Annotated in this window: 19 protein-coding genes, 4 tRNA genes and 1 pseudogene; 14 read left to right on the top strand and 10 right to left on the bottom strand. The window is 65.6% G+C overall.

The window, feature by feature from the left end; genetic code table 11:
- Positions 1-22 precede the first annotated feature (22 nt).
- The 7 genes from FBY28_RS23970 (at position 23) to FBY28_RS23945 (ending at position 7,098) form a co-directional block, all read left to right on the top strand.
- Complete coding sequence (locus FBY28_RS23970; RefSeq protein ID WP_141869675.1) at positions 23-2,386, top strand: phosphoketolase family protein; 2,364 nt, start codon at positions 23-25, stop codon at positions 2,384-2,386.
- 64 nt (positions 2,387-2,450) lie between these two features.
- A complete protein-coding gene (locus FBY28_RS26335) occupies positions 2,451-2,576 on the top strand; it encodes a hypothetical protein (protein ID WP_019512673.1) in 126 nt (41 codons plus the stop codon).
- A gap of 42 nt (positions 2,577-2,618) precedes the next feature.
- Complete coding sequence (locus FBY28_RS23965; RefSeq protein WP_141869674.1) at positions 2,619-3,713, top strand: oxidoreductase; 1,095 nt, start codon at positions 2,619-2,621, stop codon at positions 3,711-3,713.
- A gap of 70 nt (positions 3,714-3,783) precedes the next feature.
- On the top strand, positions 3,784-4,929 hold the full coding sequence (locus tag FBY28_RS23960) for an LLM class flavin-dependent oxidoreductase (RefSeq protein WP_141869673.1): 1,146 nt from the start codon (positions 3,784-3,786) through the stop codon (positions 4,927-4,929).
- 7 nt (positions 4,930-4,936) lie between these two features.
- Positions 4,937-6,277 (top strand): NtaA/DmoA family FMN-dependent monooxygenase, encoded by a 1,341-nt coding sequence (locus FBY28_RS23955; RefSeq protein ID WP_141869672.1) that lies wholly within the window; start codon positions 4,937-4,939, stop codon positions 6,275-6,277.
- Positions 6,278-6,351: 74 nt separating this feature from the next.
- The gene (gene fdxA, locus FBY28_RS23950; RefSeq protein WP_141869671.1) at positions 6,352-6,705 is read left to right on the top strand and encodes a ferredoxin; all 354 of its coding nucleotides are present in this window, start codon (positions 6,352-6,354) and stop codon (positions 6,703-6,705) included.
- Positions 6,706-6,729: 24 nt separating this feature from the next.
- A complete protein-coding gene (locus FBY28_RS23945) occupies positions 6,730-7,098 on the top strand; it encodes a SpoIIAA family protein (protein WP_141869670.1) in 369 nt (122 codons plus the stop codon).
- A 5-nt stretch (positions 7,099-7,103) separates the two neighbouring features.
- Here the strand turns inward: FBY28_RS23945 and FBY28_RS26330 are convergent, their stop codons facing one another.
- From FBY28_RS26330 to FBY28_RS23925, 5 genes and pseudogenes are all read right to left on the bottom strand, one after another.
- On the bottom strand, positions 7,104-7,364 hold the full coding sequence (locus FBY28_RS26330) for an alpha/beta hydrolase (RefSeq protein ID WP_286178443.1): 261 nt from the start codon (positions 7,362-7,364) through the stop codon (positions 7,104-7,106).
- Positions 7,365-7,593: 229 nt separating this feature from the next.
- Positions 7,594-8,016 (bottom strand): annotated as a pseudogene (locus FBY28_RS26325) (alpha/beta fold hydrolase); the annotation flags it as partial.
- A gap of 6 nt (positions 8,017-8,022) precedes the next feature.
- A complete protein-coding gene (locus FBY28_RS23935; protein ID WP_141869669.1) occupies positions 8,023-8,646 on the bottom strand; it encodes a flavin reductase family protein in 624 nt (207 codons plus the stop codon).
- An 85-nt stretch (positions 8,647-8,731) separates the two neighbouring features.
- The gene (locus tag FBY28_RS23930) at positions 8,732-12,046 is read right to left on the bottom strand and encodes a bifunctional diguanylate cyclase/phosphodiesterase (RefSeq protein WP_141869668.1); all 3,315 of its coding nucleotides are present in this window, start codon (positions 12,044-12,046) and stop codon (positions 8,732-8,734) included.
- A gap of 180 nt (positions 12,047-12,226) precedes the next feature.
- Positions 12,227-12,298, bottom strand: a tRNA-Val gene (locus FBY28_RS23925).
- Positions 12,299-12,446: 148 nt separating this feature from the next.
- Here FBY28_RS23925 and FBY28_RS23920 point away from each other — a divergent pair.
- From FBY28_RS23920 to FBY28_RS26320, 7 genes are all read left to right on the top strand, one after another.
- Positions 12,447-13,460: an alcohol dehydrogenase catalytic domain-containing protein gene (locus tag FBY28_RS23920; RefSeq protein ID WP_141869667.1), complete on the top strand. Its 1,014-nt coding sequence runs from the start codon at positions 12,447-12,449 to the stop codon at positions 13,458-13,460.
- A 22-nt stretch (positions 13,461-13,482) separates the two neighbouring features.
- Complete coding sequence (locus FBY28_RS23915; RefSeq protein WP_141869666.1) at positions 13,483-13,899, top strand: DUF6636 domain-containing protein; 417 nt, start codon at positions 13,483-13,485, stop codon at positions 13,897-13,899.
- A 95-nt stretch (positions 13,900-13,994) separates the two neighbouring features.
- Positions 13,995-14,067: transfer RNA gene (locus FBY28_RS23910), tRNA-Gly, on the top strand.
- Between the two features lie 27 nt (positions 14,068-14,094).
- Positions 14,095-14,168, top strand: a tRNA-Cys gene (locus FBY28_RS23905).
- Between the two features lie 12 nt (positions 14,169-14,180).
- Positions 14,181-14,255 (top strand) — tRNA-Val (locus tag FBY28_RS23900).
- Between the two features lie 102 nt (positions 14,256-14,357).
- Complete coding sequence (locus FBY28_RS23895) at positions 14,358-14,666, top strand: hypothetical protein (RefSeq protein WP_141869665.1); 309 nt, start codon at positions 14,358-14,360, stop codon at positions 14,664-14,666.
- Positions 14,667-14,754: 88 nt separating this feature from the next.
- Positions 14,755-14,880, top strand: a complete 126-nt coding sequence (locus FBY28_RS26320) for a hypothetical protein (protein WP_286178440.1) — start codon at positions 14,755-14,757, stop codon at positions 14,878-14,880.
- A 121-nt stretch (positions 14,881-15,001) separates the two neighbouring features.
- On the opposite strand, the gene FBY28_RS23890 is transcribed toward FBY28_RS26320, so the two are convergent.
- The 5 genes from FBY28_RS23890 to FBY28_RS23870 all read right to left on the bottom strand — a co-directional run bounded on the left by FBY28_RS23890 (position 15,002) and on the right by FBY28_RS23870 (position 18,636).
- Complete coding sequence (locus FBY28_RS23890) at positions 15,002-15,583, bottom strand: hypothetical protein (protein ID WP_141869664.1); 582 nt, start codon at positions 15,581-15,583, stop codon at positions 15,002-15,004.
- 94 nt (positions 15,584-15,677) lie between these two features.
- The gene (locus tag FBY28_RS23885; RefSeq protein WP_141869663.1) at positions 15,678-16,142 is read right to left on the bottom strand and encodes a hypothetical protein; all 465 of its coding nucleotides are present in this window, start codon (positions 16,140-16,142) and stop codon (positions 15,678-15,680) included.
- A gap of 779 nt (positions 16,143-16,921) precedes the next feature.
- Positions 16,922-17,470 (bottom strand): LppA family lipoprotein, encoded by a 549-nt coding sequence (locus tag FBY28_RS23880; RefSeq protein WP_160145524.1) that lies wholly within the window; start codon positions 17,468-17,470, stop codon positions 16,922-16,924.
- 231 nt (positions 17,471-17,701) lie between these two features.
- Complete coding sequence (locus FBY28_RS23875) at positions 17,702-18,427, bottom strand: Rv2253/PknI dimerization domain-containing protein (protein ID WP_141869661.1); 726 nt, start codon at positions 18,425-18,427, stop codon at positions 17,702-17,704.
- 20 nt (positions 18,428-18,447) lie between these two features.
- On the bottom strand, positions 18,448-18,636 hold the full coding sequence (locus tag FBY28_RS23870; RefSeq protein ID WP_131701330.1) for a hypothetical protein: 189 nt from the start codon (positions 18,634-18,636) through the stop codon (positions 18,448-18,450).
- Positions 18,637-18,684: the final 48 nt, after the last annotated feature.

Genomic DNA, 18,684 nt, shown 5'->3' with positions numbered 1-18,684 from the left:
CCAGTCGTGGTAGGCCTAGATCATGACTTTATCCGCATCCCTGACCGAGGACGAAGTCACCGCGCTGAACGCGTATTGGCGAGCCGCGAACTATCTGTCCGTCGGCCAGATCTATCTGCTGGACAATCCGCTGCTGCGCGAGGATCTGGCGCCCGAACACGTCAAGCCGCGGCTGCTGGGGCATTGGGGCACCACGCCGGGTCTCAACCTGCTCTATGCGCATCTGAACCGGGTGATCCGGCAGCGTGATGCCAACGTCATCTACATCACCGGCCCCGGGCACGGCGGGCCGGGACTGGTGGCCAACGCCTACCTGGAGGGCACCTATTCGGATGTGTACACCGGCATCGGCGAGGACGTCGAGGGCCTGCGGAAGCTGTTTCGGCAGTTCTCCTTTCCCGGCGGCATCCCCAGCCACGTGGCGGCCGAGACGCCGGGTTCCATCCACGAGGGTGGTGAGCTCGGCTACGCCCTGGTGCACGCGTTCGGCGCAGCCTTCGACAACCCCGATCTGGTGGTCGCCGCCGTGGTCGGGGACGGTGAGGCCGAGACCGGCCCGCTGGCCACCAGCTGGCATTCCAACAAGTTCCTCGACCCCGCCCGGGACGGCGCGGTGCTGCCGATCCTGCATCTGAACGGCTACAAGATCGCCAACCCGACGGTGCTCGCCCGCATCCCGGCCGAGGAACTCGATTCCCTGATGCGTGGTTACGGCTACATCCCGATCACCGTCGCAGGCGATGATCCCGCCGATGTGCACCGGCAGCTGGCAGGCGCTCTCGATGATGCATTCGACCAGATCGCGGCCATTCAACGCGCCGCGCGCGAAGACGGACAGACCGGCCGGCCGCTGTGGCCGATGATCATCCTGCGCACCCCGAAGGGCTGGACGGGCCCGCACGAGGTGGATGGCAAGAAGGTGGAGGGCACCTGGCGCGCGCATCAGGTGCCACTGTCGGAAACGCGGACCAACGCAGCGCATCTGGAGGCGCTGCGGGAATGGATGAGCAGCTATCGGCCCGAGGAGTTGTTCGACTCCTCCGGTGCCCTGCGCCCCGAACTACGTGCCCTGGCCCCGGTTGGTGACCGGCGGATGAGCGCCAATCCGCACGCCAACGGCGGTGTGCTGCTGCGTGAGCTGAACCTGCCGCCGATCACGGACTACGCCGTGGAGGTGCCCGGTCCGGCGAGCACCACCGCTGAGGCGACCCGGGTGCTGGGCACCTATCTGCGTGATGTGATCGCCGCCAATCCCGATAACTTCCGCCTGATGGGACCCGACGAGACCGCGTCGAACCGACTGTCCGCGGTGTTCGAGAAGACCGACAAAGCCTGGCAGGCAGAGCAATCCGCCGATGACGAGCATCTGGCGCCCGATGGCCGCGTCATGGAAGTGCTTTCCGAACACATGTGCCAGGGGTGGCTGGAAGGCTATCTACTGACCGGCCGGCACGGATTCTTCAGCTGTTATGAAGCCTTCATCCACATCGTCGACAGCATGGCCAACCAGCACGCCAAATGGTTGACCAGCAGCAACCACCTCGACTGGCGTCTGCCCATCGCATCGCTGAATTATCTTCTCACATCGCATGTCTGGCGCCAGGATCACAACGGCGCCTCCCACCAGGACCCCGGGTTCATCGACCACGTCGCCAACAAGCGCCCCGAAGTCGTGCGCGTATACCTGCCGCCGGATGCCAACACCCTGCTGTCGGTGGCCGATCACTGCCTGCGCAGCAGGCAGTACATCAACGTCATCGTCGCCGGAAAGCAGCCCGCGCTGAACTATCTGACCATGGACGAGGCCGTCGCACACTGCACCCGCGGTGCCGGCATCTGGGAGTGGGCGAGCACCAATACCAGTGAACCCGATGTGGTGCTGGCCTGCGCCGGTGACATTCCTACGCTGGAAATCCTTGCCGCAGCGGATATCCTGCGTCGCCACTTGCCCGACCTGAGGGTCCGGGTGGTCAATGTGGTCGACATCATGCGCCTACAACCGGATTCCGAGCATCCGCACGGCATGTCCGACCCCGAGTTCGACGCGTTGTTCACGCCCGACAAACCGGTCATCTTCGCCTACCACGGGTATCCGTGGCTCATCCACCGCCTTGCCTACCGGCGCAGAAATCATGATCAACTTCACGTTCGCGGGTTCAAGGAGCGCGGGACCACAACCACCCCGTTCGACATGGTGATGCTCAACGATCTGGACCGTTTCCACCTGGTCATCGACGTGATCGACCGCGTCGCGGGACTGGGAAGCAACGCCGCCGGGCTCCGTCAGGAGATGGTCGACGCCCGGCTGGCAGCCCGTCTCTACACCCGCGAACACGGCGAAGACCACCCGTCGATCACCGGCTGGACGTGGGAACGGTCTGACTGACGTTTTCGCGTCCGGCGGGGCGGGTAACCATAATTGCATCCGGTCGACCGAAAGGAATACCGCGATGCCCACACCGGCAAAGAACAACTCGCCTCGGCCCGACGCCATGCGCAACTGGGTGCTCGTGCCGATCGCCACCTCCGTACTGCTCACCATCGCCGCGATTGTGCTGTTGCTCGCCAATCGCTGACGCCGGGGATTATCGGGCGCGGGTCTCGGGTTGAATCGATCCATGAGCGTCGACCCACTCTTCACCCCACTGACCGTTCGTTCGCTGACGGTGCACAATCGCTTCGCGATGGCACCCATGACGCGGCAGGCCTCCCCCGGTGGCGTGCCGGGTGCCGATGTCGCGGAGTACTACCGCCGACGCGCGGCCGGCGGGGTCGGTCTGATCATCACCGAGGGCGTTCGACTTCCCGATCCCGCGGCCGGCTACCCGACCTCCGTCCCGACCATCGCCGGCGATGAGGTTCTGCAGGGTTGGCGCCGGGTCACCGAGGCGGTGCACACAGAGGGCGGGACCGTTGCCGCACAGCTGTGGCATCAGGGCGCCGAACGCAGCGACTCCGACGGCGTCACCGTGGTCAGCCCATCCGGGATCAACGGCAAGGGCGAGCCGAAGGGCCGGGCGTTGGACCGCGACGAGCTCGCCGCGGTGGCCGCCTCGTTCGCCGACGCTGCGTCGGCGGCGCGCGACGTGGGGTTCGACGCAATCGAGATTCACGGTGCGCACGGCTACCTGATCGACGAATTCCTCTGGGAGAAGACCAATCAACGCACCGACTCCTACGGCGGATCGCTGGCCGCGAGAACACGGTTCCCGGCCGAAGTGGTGGCCGCTGTGCGCGCCGCCGTCGGCGCCGATTACCCGATCATCTTCCGGTACTCGCAGTGGAAGGGCGCCGACTACTCGGCAACCATCGCATCCGATCCGGGCGAACTCGACGCCATCCTGACGCCCCTGGCAGCGGCGGGTGTGGACATCTTCCATCCCTCGACCCGCCGCCACTACGTTCCCGCGTTCGCCGATTCCGGCAGTGAGCTCAGCCTGGCCGGCTGGACCAAGAAGATCACCGGACTGCCGGTCATCGCCGTGGGCTCGGTCGGTCTGCAGACCCAGTTCCGCAGTGAGAAGCCCGGCCAGCTGATCGAACCCGACTCGGCCGATCGACTGGTCGCCCAGTTCGAGGCCGGTGAGTTCGATATCGCGGCGGTCGGCCGGGCGCTGCTGGCCGATCCGGCGTGGGTGAATCGTCTCCGCGAGGGCACGCTGACCGATTTCGCGGGCTACGACCCGGCGAAGGCGCTGGCAGCGCTGGCGTGACCGGCCGGACGAACCGAATCAGGCTGCGCAGATCCCTTGCCGCCGCGGCGCGGCCGGGAAGACTGAGGGTGTGAGCAGACCGGTGGCACCGCTGCATCTCGGCATCGCCCTCGACGGCACCGGGTGGCATCCGGCGGCGTGGCGGTTGCCCGACGCCAGGCCCACCGAGGTGCTGACCGCGGCGTACTGGACCGAGCTGATCCAGGAGGCCGAGCGCGGGCTCGCCGACTTCGTCACGATCGAGGACGGGCTGGCGTTGCAGTCGGACCATCCGTTCCGCCCGGACACCCGCACCGACCGGTTGCGCGGGCGACTGGACGCCGTGCAGATCGCCGCACGGGTAGCACCGGTGACCCGGCACATCGGCCTGATCCCGACCGCGATCACCACGCACACCGAGCCGTTTCACCTGTCCAAGGCCATCGCCACGCTCGACTATGTGAGCACCGGCCGTGCCGGAGTCCGCGTCCAGGTGTCCTCCAACCCGGAATCGGTGGGTCATTTCGGCCGCGAGGTCGCCGAGGACGGGATGTCCGAGGCCGCCGACTACGTGGAGGTGCTGCGCAGGCTCTGGGACAGCTGGGAGGACGACGCGGAGATCCGCGATACGGCCACCGGGCGATTCGTCGACCGCGACAAGCTGCACTACATCGACTTCCGGGGACGCTGGTTCTCCGTCAAGGGCCCGTCGATCACTCCGCGCCCGCCGCAGGGCCAGCCCCTGGTCGCCGCCCTGGCCCACGGTGACCCGGCCTACCGGCTGATCGCCGCCAGTGCCGATCTGGGCTTCATCACCCCGCACCATGCCGACGAGATCACCGGCATCGCCGACACCATCGCCGCACACCGGCCTGCCGGGGCCACCGCGGTGCGCCTCATCGCCGACGTGGTGGTTTTCCTGGCCGACACCAGCACCGCCGCCACGGCGCACCGCACGCGGCTCGACGAGTTGCTTGGTCGCGAATACATCAGTGACGCGCACGTTTTCGTCGGAACACCGGCACAATTGGCCGACCAGCTGCAACAGTGGCAGGCCGGCGGCGCCGATGGTTTCCGATTGCGGCCGGCGACGGTACCCCACGATCTGCGCCAGATCACCGGCGGGCTGGTTCCCGAACTGCAGCGGCGCGGGATCTTCCGGACGGGCTACGCGCAGTCGACCCTGCGCGGGTTGTTCGGATTGTCCCGCCCGGCCAACCGGTACGCACACCCCTAGGGCGGATATGAGCAAGCCGATCAAGCAGATTCATCTCGCCGCGCATTTTCCCGGCGTCAACAACACGACGGTGTGGAGCGATCCGAACTCGGGCAGTCATATCGACTTCGCGTCGTTCGCGCACTTCGCGCGCACCGCCGAACGGGGCAAGTTCGACTTTCTGTTCCTGGCCGAAGGACTTCGGTTACGCGAGCAGGGCGGCCAGATTTACGACCTGGATGTGGTCGGCCGGCCGGACACCTTCACGGTGCTGGCCGCGCTGGCTGCGGTGACCGACCGGCTCGGGCTGACCGGCACCATCAACTCGACATTCAACGAACCCTATGAGGTGGCACGCCAATTCGCATCGCTGGACCATCTGTCCGGTGGGCGGGCGGCGTGGAACGTCGTCACCTCGTGGGATGCCTTCACCGGGGAGAACTTCCGGCGCGGCGGGTTCCTTGCCGAGGATCAGCGCTACGCACGCGCCGAGAGCTTTCTGGCGGCCGCGCACACGCTGTTCGACTCGTGGCGCGGTGACGAGATCATCGCGGACAAGACGAGCGGGACCTTCCTTTCGACCGGCGAGGCCGGCCGATTCGCTTATCGCGACGACCATTTCGACGTCACCGGCCGCTTCAACGTGCCGCGCAGTCCGCAGGGTCGCCCGGTCATCTTCCAGGCCGGCGACTCCGATCACGGTCGCGAGTTCGCCGCCCGTGCCGCCGATGCGATCTTCTCCCGGCACGGCACCCTTGCCGACGGACGGGCGTTCTACGCCGATGTGAAGGGCAGACTCGCCGCACACGGGCGTCGCCATGACCAGCTGTTGATCCTGCCTGCCGCGACGTTTGTGCTCGGTGACACCGATGCCGAGGCCGCCGATATCGCCCACGAGGTCCGGTTGGCACAGGTCTCCCCCGCCACGGCAATCAAATTCCTCGAACAACTCTGGAATCGCGATCTGTCCGAACATGATCCGGACGGGCCGCTGCCATCGGTCGATCCGGTCGTCGGTGAGAACACCATCGCCAGGGGTCGGGCCAGCGTGCGGATGCACCGTGACCCGGTGGCGGTGGCCAACGAGTGGCGCGCCAGGGCCGAGGCGGAGAACCTCACCAGCCGAGAGCTGATCATCGAGGTCACCGGCCGACAGAACTTCATCGGGTCACCGGCGACGGTGGCCGAACAGATCAACACCCTTGTCCAGGCCGATGCCAGCGACGGTTTCATCCTGGTGCCGCACGTCACCCCGGGCGGACTGGACCCGTTCGTCGATACGGTGGTTCCACTGCTGCAGGAACGCGGGGTGTTCCGCGCCGACTACACGGGCACCACGCTGCGCGAGCACTTGGGGCTGGCGGGCTAGAAAGGACCAAAGTCCCTCCCGAGTGCGGCCCTTGGACTCCGGTGCATGTGACACAGGTTTTCTACCGTCGACCTATGACCTACGTGATCGGATCGGCATGTATCGACGTGATGGACAAGTCATGTGTGGCCGAATGCCCGGCCGACCGCATCTACGAGGGCGCCCGGTCGATGTACATCAACCCCGACGAATGCGTGGACTGCGGCGCCTGCCGCATCGCCTGCCGGGTTGATGCGATCGCCTACGAGAGCGACCTCGAGGAGACCGAGCTGCCCTATATGGCCGACAATGCGGCATTCTTCGAGACGGTGTTGCCGGGCCGTGACGCTCCCCTGGGATCGCCGGGCGGGGCGGCCGCGGTGGGACGCGTCGGTGTCGACACCCCGCTGGTGGCCGCCATGCCGGCGCGCGACGTGCCCGCACACTGACGCCGGCGGGAGCAACGTGGAGCCATGATCGAAACACTGACCGACATGCCCGCCGGCGTCACCGGCATCCGGGTGTCCGGGCGCATCTCCGGCGAAGAACTGCGGATGTTCCAGCCCGTTATGGAGGAGCTCGGCAAGGCGGCCGTAATCCGGATCGTCGAGGTGATCGACCCGGATTACGAAGGGTTCGGCCCCGGCGGGCTGACCGAGGATCTGAAGATGGGTTTCGGCGCCCTGTTGCATCACCATTCGGCCTTCAAACGGATCGCCGTGGTGTCCGACAAGGACTGGGTGCGCCACACGATGCATGCCATCGGCTGGATGGTCCCCGGCGAGCTGGCCGTCTTCGGAGCCGATGAGCTCGACCGTGCCGCCCAATGGGCGGCGGGCTGAGCCGATCACCGCGTGAAGCGTGAAACCGCTTGCTCGATGGCCGATCTCATGGTCGGGCTTCCCGTGTGCCCCGAGTCTTCGATGACCACCAGTTCGGCATCCGGCCACGCGCGGGCCAGTTCCCATGCCGTGAGCAACGGCGCCGACAGATCCAACCGGCCGTGGATGAGAACCCCGGGGATGGCGGCCAGCCGGTGGGCGTCGCGGAGCAGCTGACCGTCGGTCAGCCAACCGTGCTGGGCGAAATAGTGTGTGCAGATACGCACGAACACCAGTTTCGCGGTATCCGGTTTCGCGCTGTACTGCCCCGGTGTGCTCGTGGGCGATCGCGGCGTCCTCCCAGGTGCACCATTCATGCGCGGCCCGGCGGCGCACCGCCGGATCGGGGTCCTCCATCAACTGCCGGTAGGCCTCGACGAGGTTGCCGTCGCGCAACGGCGGGGGCACCGCGTTACGAAAGCGCTCCCACTGCGCGGGCAGCAGCAGCCGCAGGCCGCGGTAGAGCCAGTCGATCTCGGCGGGCCGGGTCATGGTGACACCGATCAGGATGATGCCGCAGACGCGCTGCGGGTACTGCTGCGCGTAGGCCAGGATCAGCGTCGACGCCCAGGAACCGCCGTAGAGCAGCCAGCGTGCGACGCCGAGGTGCTCGCGCAGCTTCTCCATATCGGCGATCAGATGCCAGGTGGTGTTGACGCTCATGTCGGTGGCCGGGTCGGCGGCGTGCGGAAGGCTGTCCCCGCAACCGCGCTGATCGAAGGACACGATCTGAAAGTGGTTGTCGTCGAAAGTTCTGTGCGCGGTACGGGATCGCCCGCTGCCGGGGCCCCCATGCACGATCAGCACGGTGGGGCCGTCCGGATTGCCGCGCCGCTCCCAGAAGATCTGGTTGCCGTCACCGACGTCGAGCAGTCCCATGATCGGTCAGTTCGGTCGCTGCATGGTGAACACACCGTCGGGGCCGGCCTCGGAGTAGTTGGCCGGGCCGCCTGCGCGCAGGATCGGCCGTGGACCCGTGGTGTCATAGACCCCGTCGACAAGCCACTGCCGGTCGATGTGCACCGCGATCACCTGGCCGAGAACCATCCAGGTGTCGACGGGATCGCCTGCGGTGTCGCGGAGCTGAATCAGTTGGGTGAGTGCGCATTCGAAGTTGACCGGGCTTTCCAGCACCCGCGGGGCGGCCACGGTGCGTGACGGCGCGGCGGTCAACCCGGCGCGGACGAACTCGTCCTCGTCCGGGGGCAGTGATGCCGAGGTCTCGTTCATCGCCACCGCGAGGCCGCGGGTGGCCAGATTCCAGACGAACTCTCCGGTGGCCTTGATGTTGGCGACGCTGTCCTTCCAGCCGACCGAGGAGAACCCAATGATCGGCGGCCGGTAGTTGAATCCGTTGAAGAAGCTGTAGGGCGCCAGGTTGCGGACGCCGTCGGCGTTGACCGTGGAGATCCAGCCGATCGGCCGTGGCCCGACGATCGCGTTGAAGGGGTCGTGCGGCAGCCCGGTGCCCTCGGCGGTCAGATAGAAATGAGCCTCTGCTCCGGCCACGGCACCCTCTTCTCGAAAAATCGCGTCGACCTCCAAACCCTACCGACCCACGATGAAGAACCCGGGTGCCGAGCCGTTGATCCGGTCACCTGGTGGCCAGCTCATCGGCATTGCCGCCCAGCGCTGCGCTACGCCCGAACAGGAATCCCTGTCCGAGCACACAGCCCCAATCCATCAGCAGTTCACGCTGGGTCGCCGTCTCGATACCTTCGGCGATGGTCGACAAGCCCAGGGTCTCCCCCAGGCTCAGCACCGCCTGAGTGACGGCCGCACATCGCGCGTCGTGGGGTAAGCCGGCGATGAACTGCTTGTCGATCTTCAAGATGTCGACCGGCAAATCGACGATCTTCGACAGACTGCTGAACCCGGTACCGACGTCATCGATGGCGATGCGCACACCCGCTTTGTGCAACCGCACCAGATCGGCTTTGGCGGACTGCACGATTCGCCCCGCATACGTTTCCGTCAACTCCAGCACCAGCCTGTCCGAACTCAGCTGCGAGCATTTCAACGCATTGGTGACATCGGAGTACAGATCGCTGACTTCCAGCTGGCGTCCGGACACATTGACATGAATGGCCGCGGACCCCAATGAACCGGTCCACTGGGCGGCCTGGCGGCACGCCTCGTGCAACACGAAGCGTCCGATGGCCGGCATGTGAGGCGAGTTCTCCGCGACATCGAGAAACCTGTCAGGCAGCAAGAGACCCTGTTCCGGGTGTTGCCACCGCAGCAATGCCTCCATGGCCGCGCAGCGACCGGTAGCCAAGTCGACGATCGGCTGGAAGTGTACGACCAGTTCCCCGAGCCGGACGGCACGGTCCAACTCCGAGATCAGTCGAGATGCAAACATCACGGTTGTCGTGTCGAACTGGCCTCCCAACGTGATGCTGTTCTTGCCGCTGCGCTTGGACGAGTACATCAACTCGTCCGCTCGCCGCAAGAGGGTCTCTGCCGTGGAATCCGGTTGCGACAGCGTCACGCCCGCACTGACCGACAATTGATCGACGATGTGTCCCGTGGACAGTTGTATCGGCCGGCTGACCTCGGTGCGAATTCGTTCTGCCACCCGCTGCACCACGCCGGGGTCGGCAATGTCGGGGCACAGCACCGCGAACTCGTCCCCACCCAATCGCGCTGCGGTGTCACCCGCCCTGATCACCGACTGAATCCGCTGGGCAACCACCGTCAGGACGTCGTCGCCCTCGCCGTGGCCCCACGTGTCGTTGACCCCCTTGAATCCGTCGAGGTCCAGGAAGATCATCCCGACGGTGCCGACACCGTCGCGGCCTGGGTCGGATAGTGCCTGCTCCGCACGGTCCACCAACAATGTGCGGTTGGCCAGACCCGTCAACTGATCATGCGAAACCATATGCTGCAGAGCGGCCTCGGCCTGTTTCCGCGCGGTGATGTGCTCGACCATGCAGATGCCGTACGGTACCGCTCCACCGGCAGCGATGACCGAGGCCGACGCCGAGCCCCATTCGACACAACCGTCTGCTCGACGCAGGGCAATCTCGGCTTCGAATCGATCCCCGACCCGCAGCTCGCGCAGCTGCCCCAAACTCTCAGAACACGAATCTTCCTCACACTCGCAGAGATCGGTGACGAGCATGCCTGGTATCTCGTCCACCCGCCGCCCGAGCAGGTTCGCCATCGCCTGGTTGCACCGAGTGATTCGTCCAGCGGATCCCGTTGCCGCGTCGAACAGGAACATCCCCATGGGCGCGGTGTCGAAAGCCAGCCGGAATCGCTCTTCACTCTCGGCCAGTGCCTGCTCGGCGGCTGCCTGCTCGGTGATATCCGTTGCGACACCGATGTACCCAGAGCACACGCCGTCAGGGTCGGACATCTGCGATACCGCCAGGTTGACGCGGATGAAAGCACCATCACATCTGGCATATGTCCATTCGCGAACTTCGGCCCGATCCGGGGAGACCCGATGGGTGAGCACCTCGAAACCAACGGGGATATCCAACTCTGCTGCGCGGGAATGAACTTCGGGCAGATGGTGGATGTCCAACAGTGATCGACCCATCATCTGCGCACGGGTCCAGCCGAGCAGGCGTTCGGCTCCGTTGTTGAACACGGTGATCCGGCCCGAGGGATCCGTGCCGATGATCGCTTGTTCGGACGCGGCCTGCAGGACGCTGGCGAACAGATCACGCGCCTGCCGTAGGGCGTCGGCGTTTCTGCGTTCTTCGGTCACGTCACGGAACGCGATGACGCGATGACGCGATAGGTCTGCCAGCGGTGCGGCCGTCAGCTCGATGACGCGAGCGTCGTGGGAGGCCACCATGACGTCGCGCGGTGCGCTGACACTCTCGCCGGGGGCCAGATCCGATAATTCGGCAGCAGACAAGACATCGGCCACCAGTTGCGACTCGTGTGCCCGCGCGTTCTCCAGTACGACCGTTCCGTCCGGAGCTACCACGACCACGCTGTCATGGATGCTGTCCAGAACGGCGCTCAGCATCTGCGAGTCGCGGTCCGCCCGGTCGCGTGCAGCCTCCAATTGCGTGATGAGCCTCGCCCGGGAATCTCGGTACAGCGACAGCGCCAGCGTCACGATGGTCAGTGTGCACACCATCGTCTGGGCCAGCAGCGCGCGACTCTCCGCGTCGGCGAGCGCGAAACCGCCCCGATCCGACAGCGTCGCGTAGATGATCCACGTCCCGGCCAGCGCGAGGAACACAGTGTTCACCGTGGTGCTGTAGCGCAGTGCCAGCCACATCGCCGGCACCAGACTCAGAAATGCCAGGGACGCACCGGCATTGACCCAGAACGTCCAGACGAACACCACGGTCACCGCCGCGGCAACGGCCACCGCTTCAGCGGCCTTGCCCGCGGTGATCTTCGGGCGCAGCCACACCAGATCGCGCAGCCTCAGCCAGATCGACACCCCGAGCAGCGCAGACGTTCCGTTCCGCACGAGAAACAGGGCGAATGTCTCCCAGAAACGAGTGTCGCCGTTCGCGTAGAGATACATCGTGGCCAGCACCGCCGCGCAACTCGCGCCGCCGAACACCGCCACGACCAAGCGTGCCAGGTCGGCCGGGTCGCGCAGCGCCGCCGCGGTGCCCCGCCACTGCAACAGACGCACGGTGACCAGCACGAGGGTGATGTTGACCAGAACGAACCAGGCGGCCAGTCCCACCGGGGCGCCGGTGACCAGATTGGTGGTGAAGGTGACGACCGCCAGGGCCGCGAGGTGGACGCCGCGTTCCACCGGTCCGCGGCGCTGCACCACGAGCAGCCACATGATTGCCACCGCGGCCGCGGGCCATGCCAGTGCCACCTCATCGCCGACCAGCCGAGTCGCACGTCCTGCGGCGATGGCCAGCGCATAAGCCACCGCGAAGACGACCAGGATCGTCGCCGAACGTGCACGTCGCCTCATCGCACCCCCCCTTTGTCGGAAGCGTCAATTATCAGCATGCGCGCCCGACAGGCCCTCCGCGAGGTGAATCCTTGAATGAGCGGCCAAAGACGGGCCGGCCTTTGCTGAAGCGTGCGCCCACGGAACCGCCGGCACTGGAGCCGCCAAATACAAATGCCGCCCATACGGGCGGCATTGTTGTGGTCCCGACTGGGATCGAACCAGTGACCTTCCGCGTGTGAGGCGGACGCTCTCCCCCTGAGCTACGAGACCGGGGAACGAGGACGAAGACTAGCACGCACTTACCTGCCAGCTGGAATCCGCTGGTCACAGTGGCGCCATTTTCGGCGAATCCGCGCTCTCGATCGACCCATGCGTGGGTATGTATATGGCACACCACCACCAAGGAGCGAGGAACGAGATGGCACGTCATCAAGCGGTACATGTCGCATCGGCCGGAGCGCCGCTGGAACTCACCGACGTCGAGACCACATCGCCGGGCCGCGACCACGTCCGCATCGCGGTAGCGGCCTGCGGGGTCTGTGGCACCGACCACGCCTTCGTCAACGGGGGGTTCCCCGGGCTGAGCTGGCCGCTGACGCCGGGCCACGAGATCGCGGGCACCATCGCCGAGATCGGCGACGGCGTGCAGGAGTTCGCGGTGGGTGACCGGGTGGCCGTCGGCTGGTTCGGCGGCAACTGTGGGCACTGCACCCAGTGCCGCAAGGGCGATTTCATCCATTGCGAGAACGGCCAGATCCCCAGCTGGCACTACCCCGGCGGTTATGCCGAGTCGGTGACGGTGCCCGCCAGTGCGCTCGCCCGCATCCCCGAGGGCCTGTCCTTCGCCGAGGCCGCCCCGATGGCCTGTGCGGGCGTCACGGTGTTCCACGGGTTGCGGGAGACACGGGCGCAGCCCGGTGACCGGGTGGCCGTGCTCGGCGTCGGCGGCCTCGGGCATCTGGGTGTGCAGTTCGCCCGGGCGATGGGGTTCGAGACCGTCGCGATCGCGCGTGGGGCCGACAAGAAGCAGGACGCCCTCGATCTCGGGGCGCACCACTATGTCGACTCCAAGGCCGGTGATGTCAGCGAGGCGCTGCAGGCGCTCGGCGGGGTGCAGGTGGTGCTGGCCACGGCCGCCAACTCCCAGGCGATGGCCGACACCGTCGGCGGGCTGCTGCCCCGCGGTGAACTGATCGTGGTCGGGGTGACGCCCGATCCGCTGCCGGTGAGCCCGCTGCAGCTGATCACGCCGGGAGTGAGCATCACCGGGCATCCGTCGGGGACCGCGCGCGATGTCGAGGACACCATGAAGTTCGCGGTGCAGTCCGGGGTGCGCGCCCGCATCCAGGAGCTGCCGCTGGCGCAGGCGGCCGAGGCGTACGCGGCGATGGATACCGGCAAGGCCCGGTACCGAATGGTGCTCACGGTCTGACCTGCGGCGTTAGGTTTGCGACATGACCCTTCGGCTGGCGGTCACGCTTGCCTTCACCGATGCCGCGACGATCGTGTGGGCGGCTCCGGCCGTCGCGCAGGACCTGGCGCACTTCAGCTCGCCGAGCGGCAACGTCGGGTGCGTGCTGGATGTGGACTATGTGCGCTGCGATATCGCCGAGCGGGATTGGGCGCCGCCGGCCCGACCGGCCGACTGTGAGTTTGATTACGGTCAGGGCCTGCAGATGGGCGTCGGTGAGCCAGCGGCGTTCGTCTGTGCTGGGGATACGACGCTGGGCGGACCCGATGTCCTGGAATACGGCCACACGATCACGCGCGGGGCGCTCAGTTGCACCAGCACCGAGAGCGCAATGTCGTGCCGGGAGAGCGATAGCGGTCAAGGCTTCTCGATCTCACGCCAGGTTTACCAGGTGTTTTAGGACTGATTGCCTGCATGTTTCGAGTGATTTGTGGTTACGCGTGGGGTTGGACTAATGTTCTGATCCGCACCGGGTGACGATCTCACTCGGAGCACGCGGATGTAGCGCAGTTGGTAGCGCATCACCTTGCCAAGGTGAGGGTCGCGGGTTCGAATCCCGTCATCCGCTCGAAGGTGCAGTGGCATCAACCCCAATGGTGGAGTGGCCGAGTGGTGAGGCAACGGCCTGCAAAGCCGTGCACACGGGTTCGATTCCCGTCTCCACCTCCAAGTTCGACCCCGGCGCGATTAGCTCAGCGGGAGAGCGCTTCCCTGACACGGAAGAGGTCACTGGTTCAATCCCAGTATCGCGCACCAGGTTTCATTGCAGGTCAAAGATACTAGTTAGAGCTTCTCACTAGTCCGCGTGCAACATTCATGCAACAGCGGTTCGGGTAACCCCAATATAGGGAGACCCGCATGCCTATCTCTCAGCCCGCCGATGCCACCTCGATCACCGGATGGACCACCGACGACGGCGAGCCGTTCCGCATGTTCACTGGCAGCAGTTGGCTCGTGCCTGTCACCGGTGATGTGGAGGGGTTCAGCATCGTCGCTCGCCATGGCTTCGATATCCCCATCGAGATCCGCGGGGTCCAATTCGATGATGGCCGCGCAAGCAGGTGGGTGGCGGTCGGCGCCTTGCCCGAGGACCTCCCCGTGGAGACCGCGCGCATGCTCGCCGAATCGCTGGCCGCCGCGGTGGCCGAAGTCGAGCGTCACCAGTGAGGGCCGCTTTCGTATCGCTGCTCGCCGCGGACGCCCACGCGGTGCGGCTGCTCATCTCCCCCGCGATGCCGGCCATACCGTGACCGCCATGGAGAACACCAATGAGTTCAGATGCACACCACAGCAGTGGGCGGCGATCAGTTGCCTGTTCGAGATCGGCGCCGAGGTGGCCGGCCCGGAATTGGTGCAACCGGTGAGACCGCCGGCCACATAGAGTCAGATACGAAAGAACCACCACCCGGCAGCCCTTCGCCGGGGGCGGTTTCTCTTCGTTTGTTTCCGGCCATAACTTGACGCGCGACTACCGCCCCCGTGCTGACCGGGCGTAGTACTCGTCAGGGCAGGTATGCCGTCGGCTCGTCCTGTAAAACTGCCTCTATGTAGATCTTCGCGAGCTGAGGGTTTCCCGCGTCGAGAATTCTCAGCACCTCCTGCAAAGCCTCCAGCAGGTAGGCATCGTCTATGGAGACATTTGTAGGGACATACGGCAAACGAGGGGGCTGTCCAACTGCGGGACGAACCATCCCAATTACGGGGGGCACCGTCGGCGCCGGGAACCCACCGGCGGGAACGAACCTACCCAGCGCTCTCTGCACCGCCCGCATCGCCACGATCTCGGAATGACGGGCGACGGCCGACGCCGCAAAGGACTCGTTGTCGTCACTCGCTGCGGCCTCGTTCGTAACTTCACGCCCTGGCTCCGCTGTCGGGTCTTTCGCCTGCGCGGCTACCCGTTCGGCGACAAGGTCCTCCTCAGACTTTGAAAGGACTCGCAGGGCGAACTCCGGAACCTTGCGCCCCGTCTTTTCCGCCAGAGACGCGGCGAGCTCGGCAGCGCGCCGGACTTCTCGGGCCCAGGTCTCTGGGTCCACGCGTTCGATCCGCTGAACCAGCGGCCCGTCATGAGCGACACCCATGTCTGCTTCACCTCGCTAGCATTGGGCTTATAGCTGCCAATAACATTGTGCGCGCCCTACCTGATTCCTGCCTAGCCTCGGTGGGCAGCGACGGTCACCGCCTAAGCGGTGCTTCCCACGCTTCCAAAAGATGTTCCGCGTAATCACTGACCGCATCTAGCAGTGTTGCGTCGCCAGTATCAACCGCCTCTAGGCTGAGATTCAATGCAAACGATGTCAACAGTTCGGGCGGAACAGTTGCATCGCTTGCGCGTTCCACCATCCATTCGAAGCGGCTCCAGCAACGTTGAATACGAGCGTCCGCTCGCCGGTCTTCTAGCGCTTCAACATCAGAGCGACGTGCACGGTCACTGGACAAGTGAATCCCATAGAACCCCAAGCCACCAACGACAAGAGCAACTACTGCGGCGAGAAAGGTTGCGATTGGTTGGGCGGCGATGCGCCAGAACTCAGTGGGAAATGGTACAGCGGAGGATCGGCCGAACAAACAGCCAAAGCCAACGAGAGCAACGCCAGACAGCAGTACTGCCCCGAGCATCGTCCATCGTTCCTTGTTCACCTGGCTAATTAAAGCGACTCAGTGAAGTCTTCGCTGACGACCACGAAATCCCGCTTCCGGCGAAATTCATGAGAGTGCCCGGTGTCATACCCCGGGGACAATGGAAGCGTGCGAGTCACCCGAATCATCGCCACCGAGATCGAACCGACAGAGGGACTGCCCCGGGTTCAGTTGACTCGCTGATGTGCCCTAGGTTTGGTGGTGTCGCCATACTTGGTTTCAGGCCACGTGACGGGGAACGACTGCCCCAGAAAGGGCGGGTCGATGGTCATAGATGCCCCGCTGCCAACATGCCGACGGTCCAACGCTCTGCCATTCTGCCCACGCTATAGGCACCCGCCGACGGGGTGGAGAGGCCACTCCCGCGCGGTCTAGTGAAATCGACGCTGGACATTTCGACCGAACGAGCGTCGCAAAACCAAAGTTTCGGCCACAGCCCCGGCTGAGAACTACGGTCCAACGACTCCCCGTGCGCGACGTCGCAAAAGCTCTTTCAGAAGACTCGTCTCATATCGACGGGTTATGTGAATTTTTGAGACCTTGGATGCGTATCGGCGACTACTCCAGCCCTAGTCGCCGCGGCAGCCCGGGGACAGCTTGCGAAAGCGCCCACCACCAGTCACTCGATGCACTCTATGCCGCAGGCAGAGGTGGTGCAGGCCTACATCGACAAGTCGCGACGCGGGGGCTTCATCCTGGCCTGGACTGGCCGCTGCTCGACTACGCCCACGAAGGCAATGTCGGTGACTATCGGGCGGCGTAGCTGAGTACCGACAGGCCTACTTCCCCGGCATATCCGCCTGCCGCAGCCGGCAATCCGACTTCGCCGACAACACCCCAGCGGCCTTGGTTCCGAATTCGACTGTGATGCCGTCGTTGCCGGAGAAGATCACGTTGTGATCGTCCGGCCGGTTGACGGTCGCGGTCACATCGGTGGCGCCGAGCTGCGCGGCGCCCCGCCGCACCACGTCGAGCGCCGACGGCCACGTCGTGTCGGGTATCGGGCCATCGAAAACGACGTAGATAAAGGCGTGGACTCCTGGTGTGTCGGCGTATTCGCCGGTGCATCCTCCCCAGCTGTCCTCTTTCACCCGCCACGTCAAACCCGTTGACGTCGAAGCGATCTGGGTGGCCCAGTCCTCGACGGTCGCCCGGTACTGCCGTTGTGCATCCTCGAACGAGGGTCTTGTCCGCATGGTGGCTTCCGGATCGCCGCTCTCGGCGCTGGTCGTAACTGCCCCACCGTTGACTCCGCTTGTCGTTCCGCAAGCCGTCAGCGCCACCATCGACAGCACGACAACGGCAAGGGCGGTTTTCACGGCACTCATCAACATCAGCCTCCGAGGGTCTGCACGCCTGACAGCTAGACCGGCAAACTTTCGTAGCTAAACCCCCGACGTGTGATCTGGGCCACGATTGGGTATATTCAGCTGCGAGGACGCATCCAATCGGATAGTTCTCGTTGAGTGCGGGTCAGGGTTCCGCAAACGAACTTGGGTTCTATCCAATTTCGGTGCTTGCCTACGCACATGGAGCCCTGACCTTGCACCTACTCACGTTCACACCGCATCCCCCACCCGCGCCGCCGTCAACGGGGTCACCACGGTGTTCCCCTGATCGCCACACTCGTTGGTGTCGACCACCGTCGTGAGCGCACCGGTGAACGTGCCGTCGGGGCGCGGCGTGAACCCCAGGGTCACCGTCGTCCACGATTCGCCGGCGATCGACCCGTCGGCATAACGACAGGTGGACTTCACCCGGGCCGGCGCGATATCGCGCCACGCCCCGTCGATCAACTGGAAGGACAGCGTCCGCGCTCCGGCCATCCGATGCCGGTCCGGGCCGAGCACCTCCCCGCCAGCGACACAGGGTCCGTCGGTGCACGTGGTGGTCAGCGTCAGCCAATCCTGGGTCGGCGCGCCCTGCACACCCCAGCTGACCGGACGGTCGGTACCCGACGTCGTGGCCCGGTCCGGTTGGTATTCAACGTGATACACCCCGTTGAGCAGATCCGGCCGGGGCGCAGGCGCGCTCACCGGCTCATCGCGCAATGCCCATACCGCGACCGCGGACGCCGCGGCGATCACGACCACGGCCGCCCCCACGGCACCCGCGGTGATCACCGCCGGGCTCAGCGTGCGTGGTGCTTGTGGTTCGGGTTCCTCGTCGAGCCCCCAGGCGAACGCCGACTGGGTGTCGGCATCGGCGATGCCGGCCAGCTCGGTGGGCGACCCGGCATCGGCCATGTAGCCGGTGGGATCCTCACCACCCGAGGGCTCGGGCATGCCCGACTGCGCCGGGACCGCTACGCGACCGACGCCGCGAGATCGCGCGCCTGCACCCAGCGGATCAGCCGGCGCCGACGTTCGGCGGTGCGCTCGGGATGCAACTCGGCCTCCCGCTCGGCCACGATCGCCTCTTCCCAGGCGCGTTTCATGTCATCGTCGTGGAACTGCACGGCACGAGCCATGGTCTGCACTCCCTTCCTCGACATACCGTCAGCCTAGCGGCGACATCCGACAACACGGGCCAACTCGTCCCC

This window comes from Arthrobacter sp. SLBN-53 (assembly GCF_006715585.1).
Classification (GTDB): Bacteria; Actinomycetota; Actinomycetes; order Mycobacteriales; family Mycobacteriaceae; genus Mycobacterium; species Mycobacterium neoaurum_A.
This window is presented reverse-complemented; position numbering and strand designations above follow the sequence as displayed.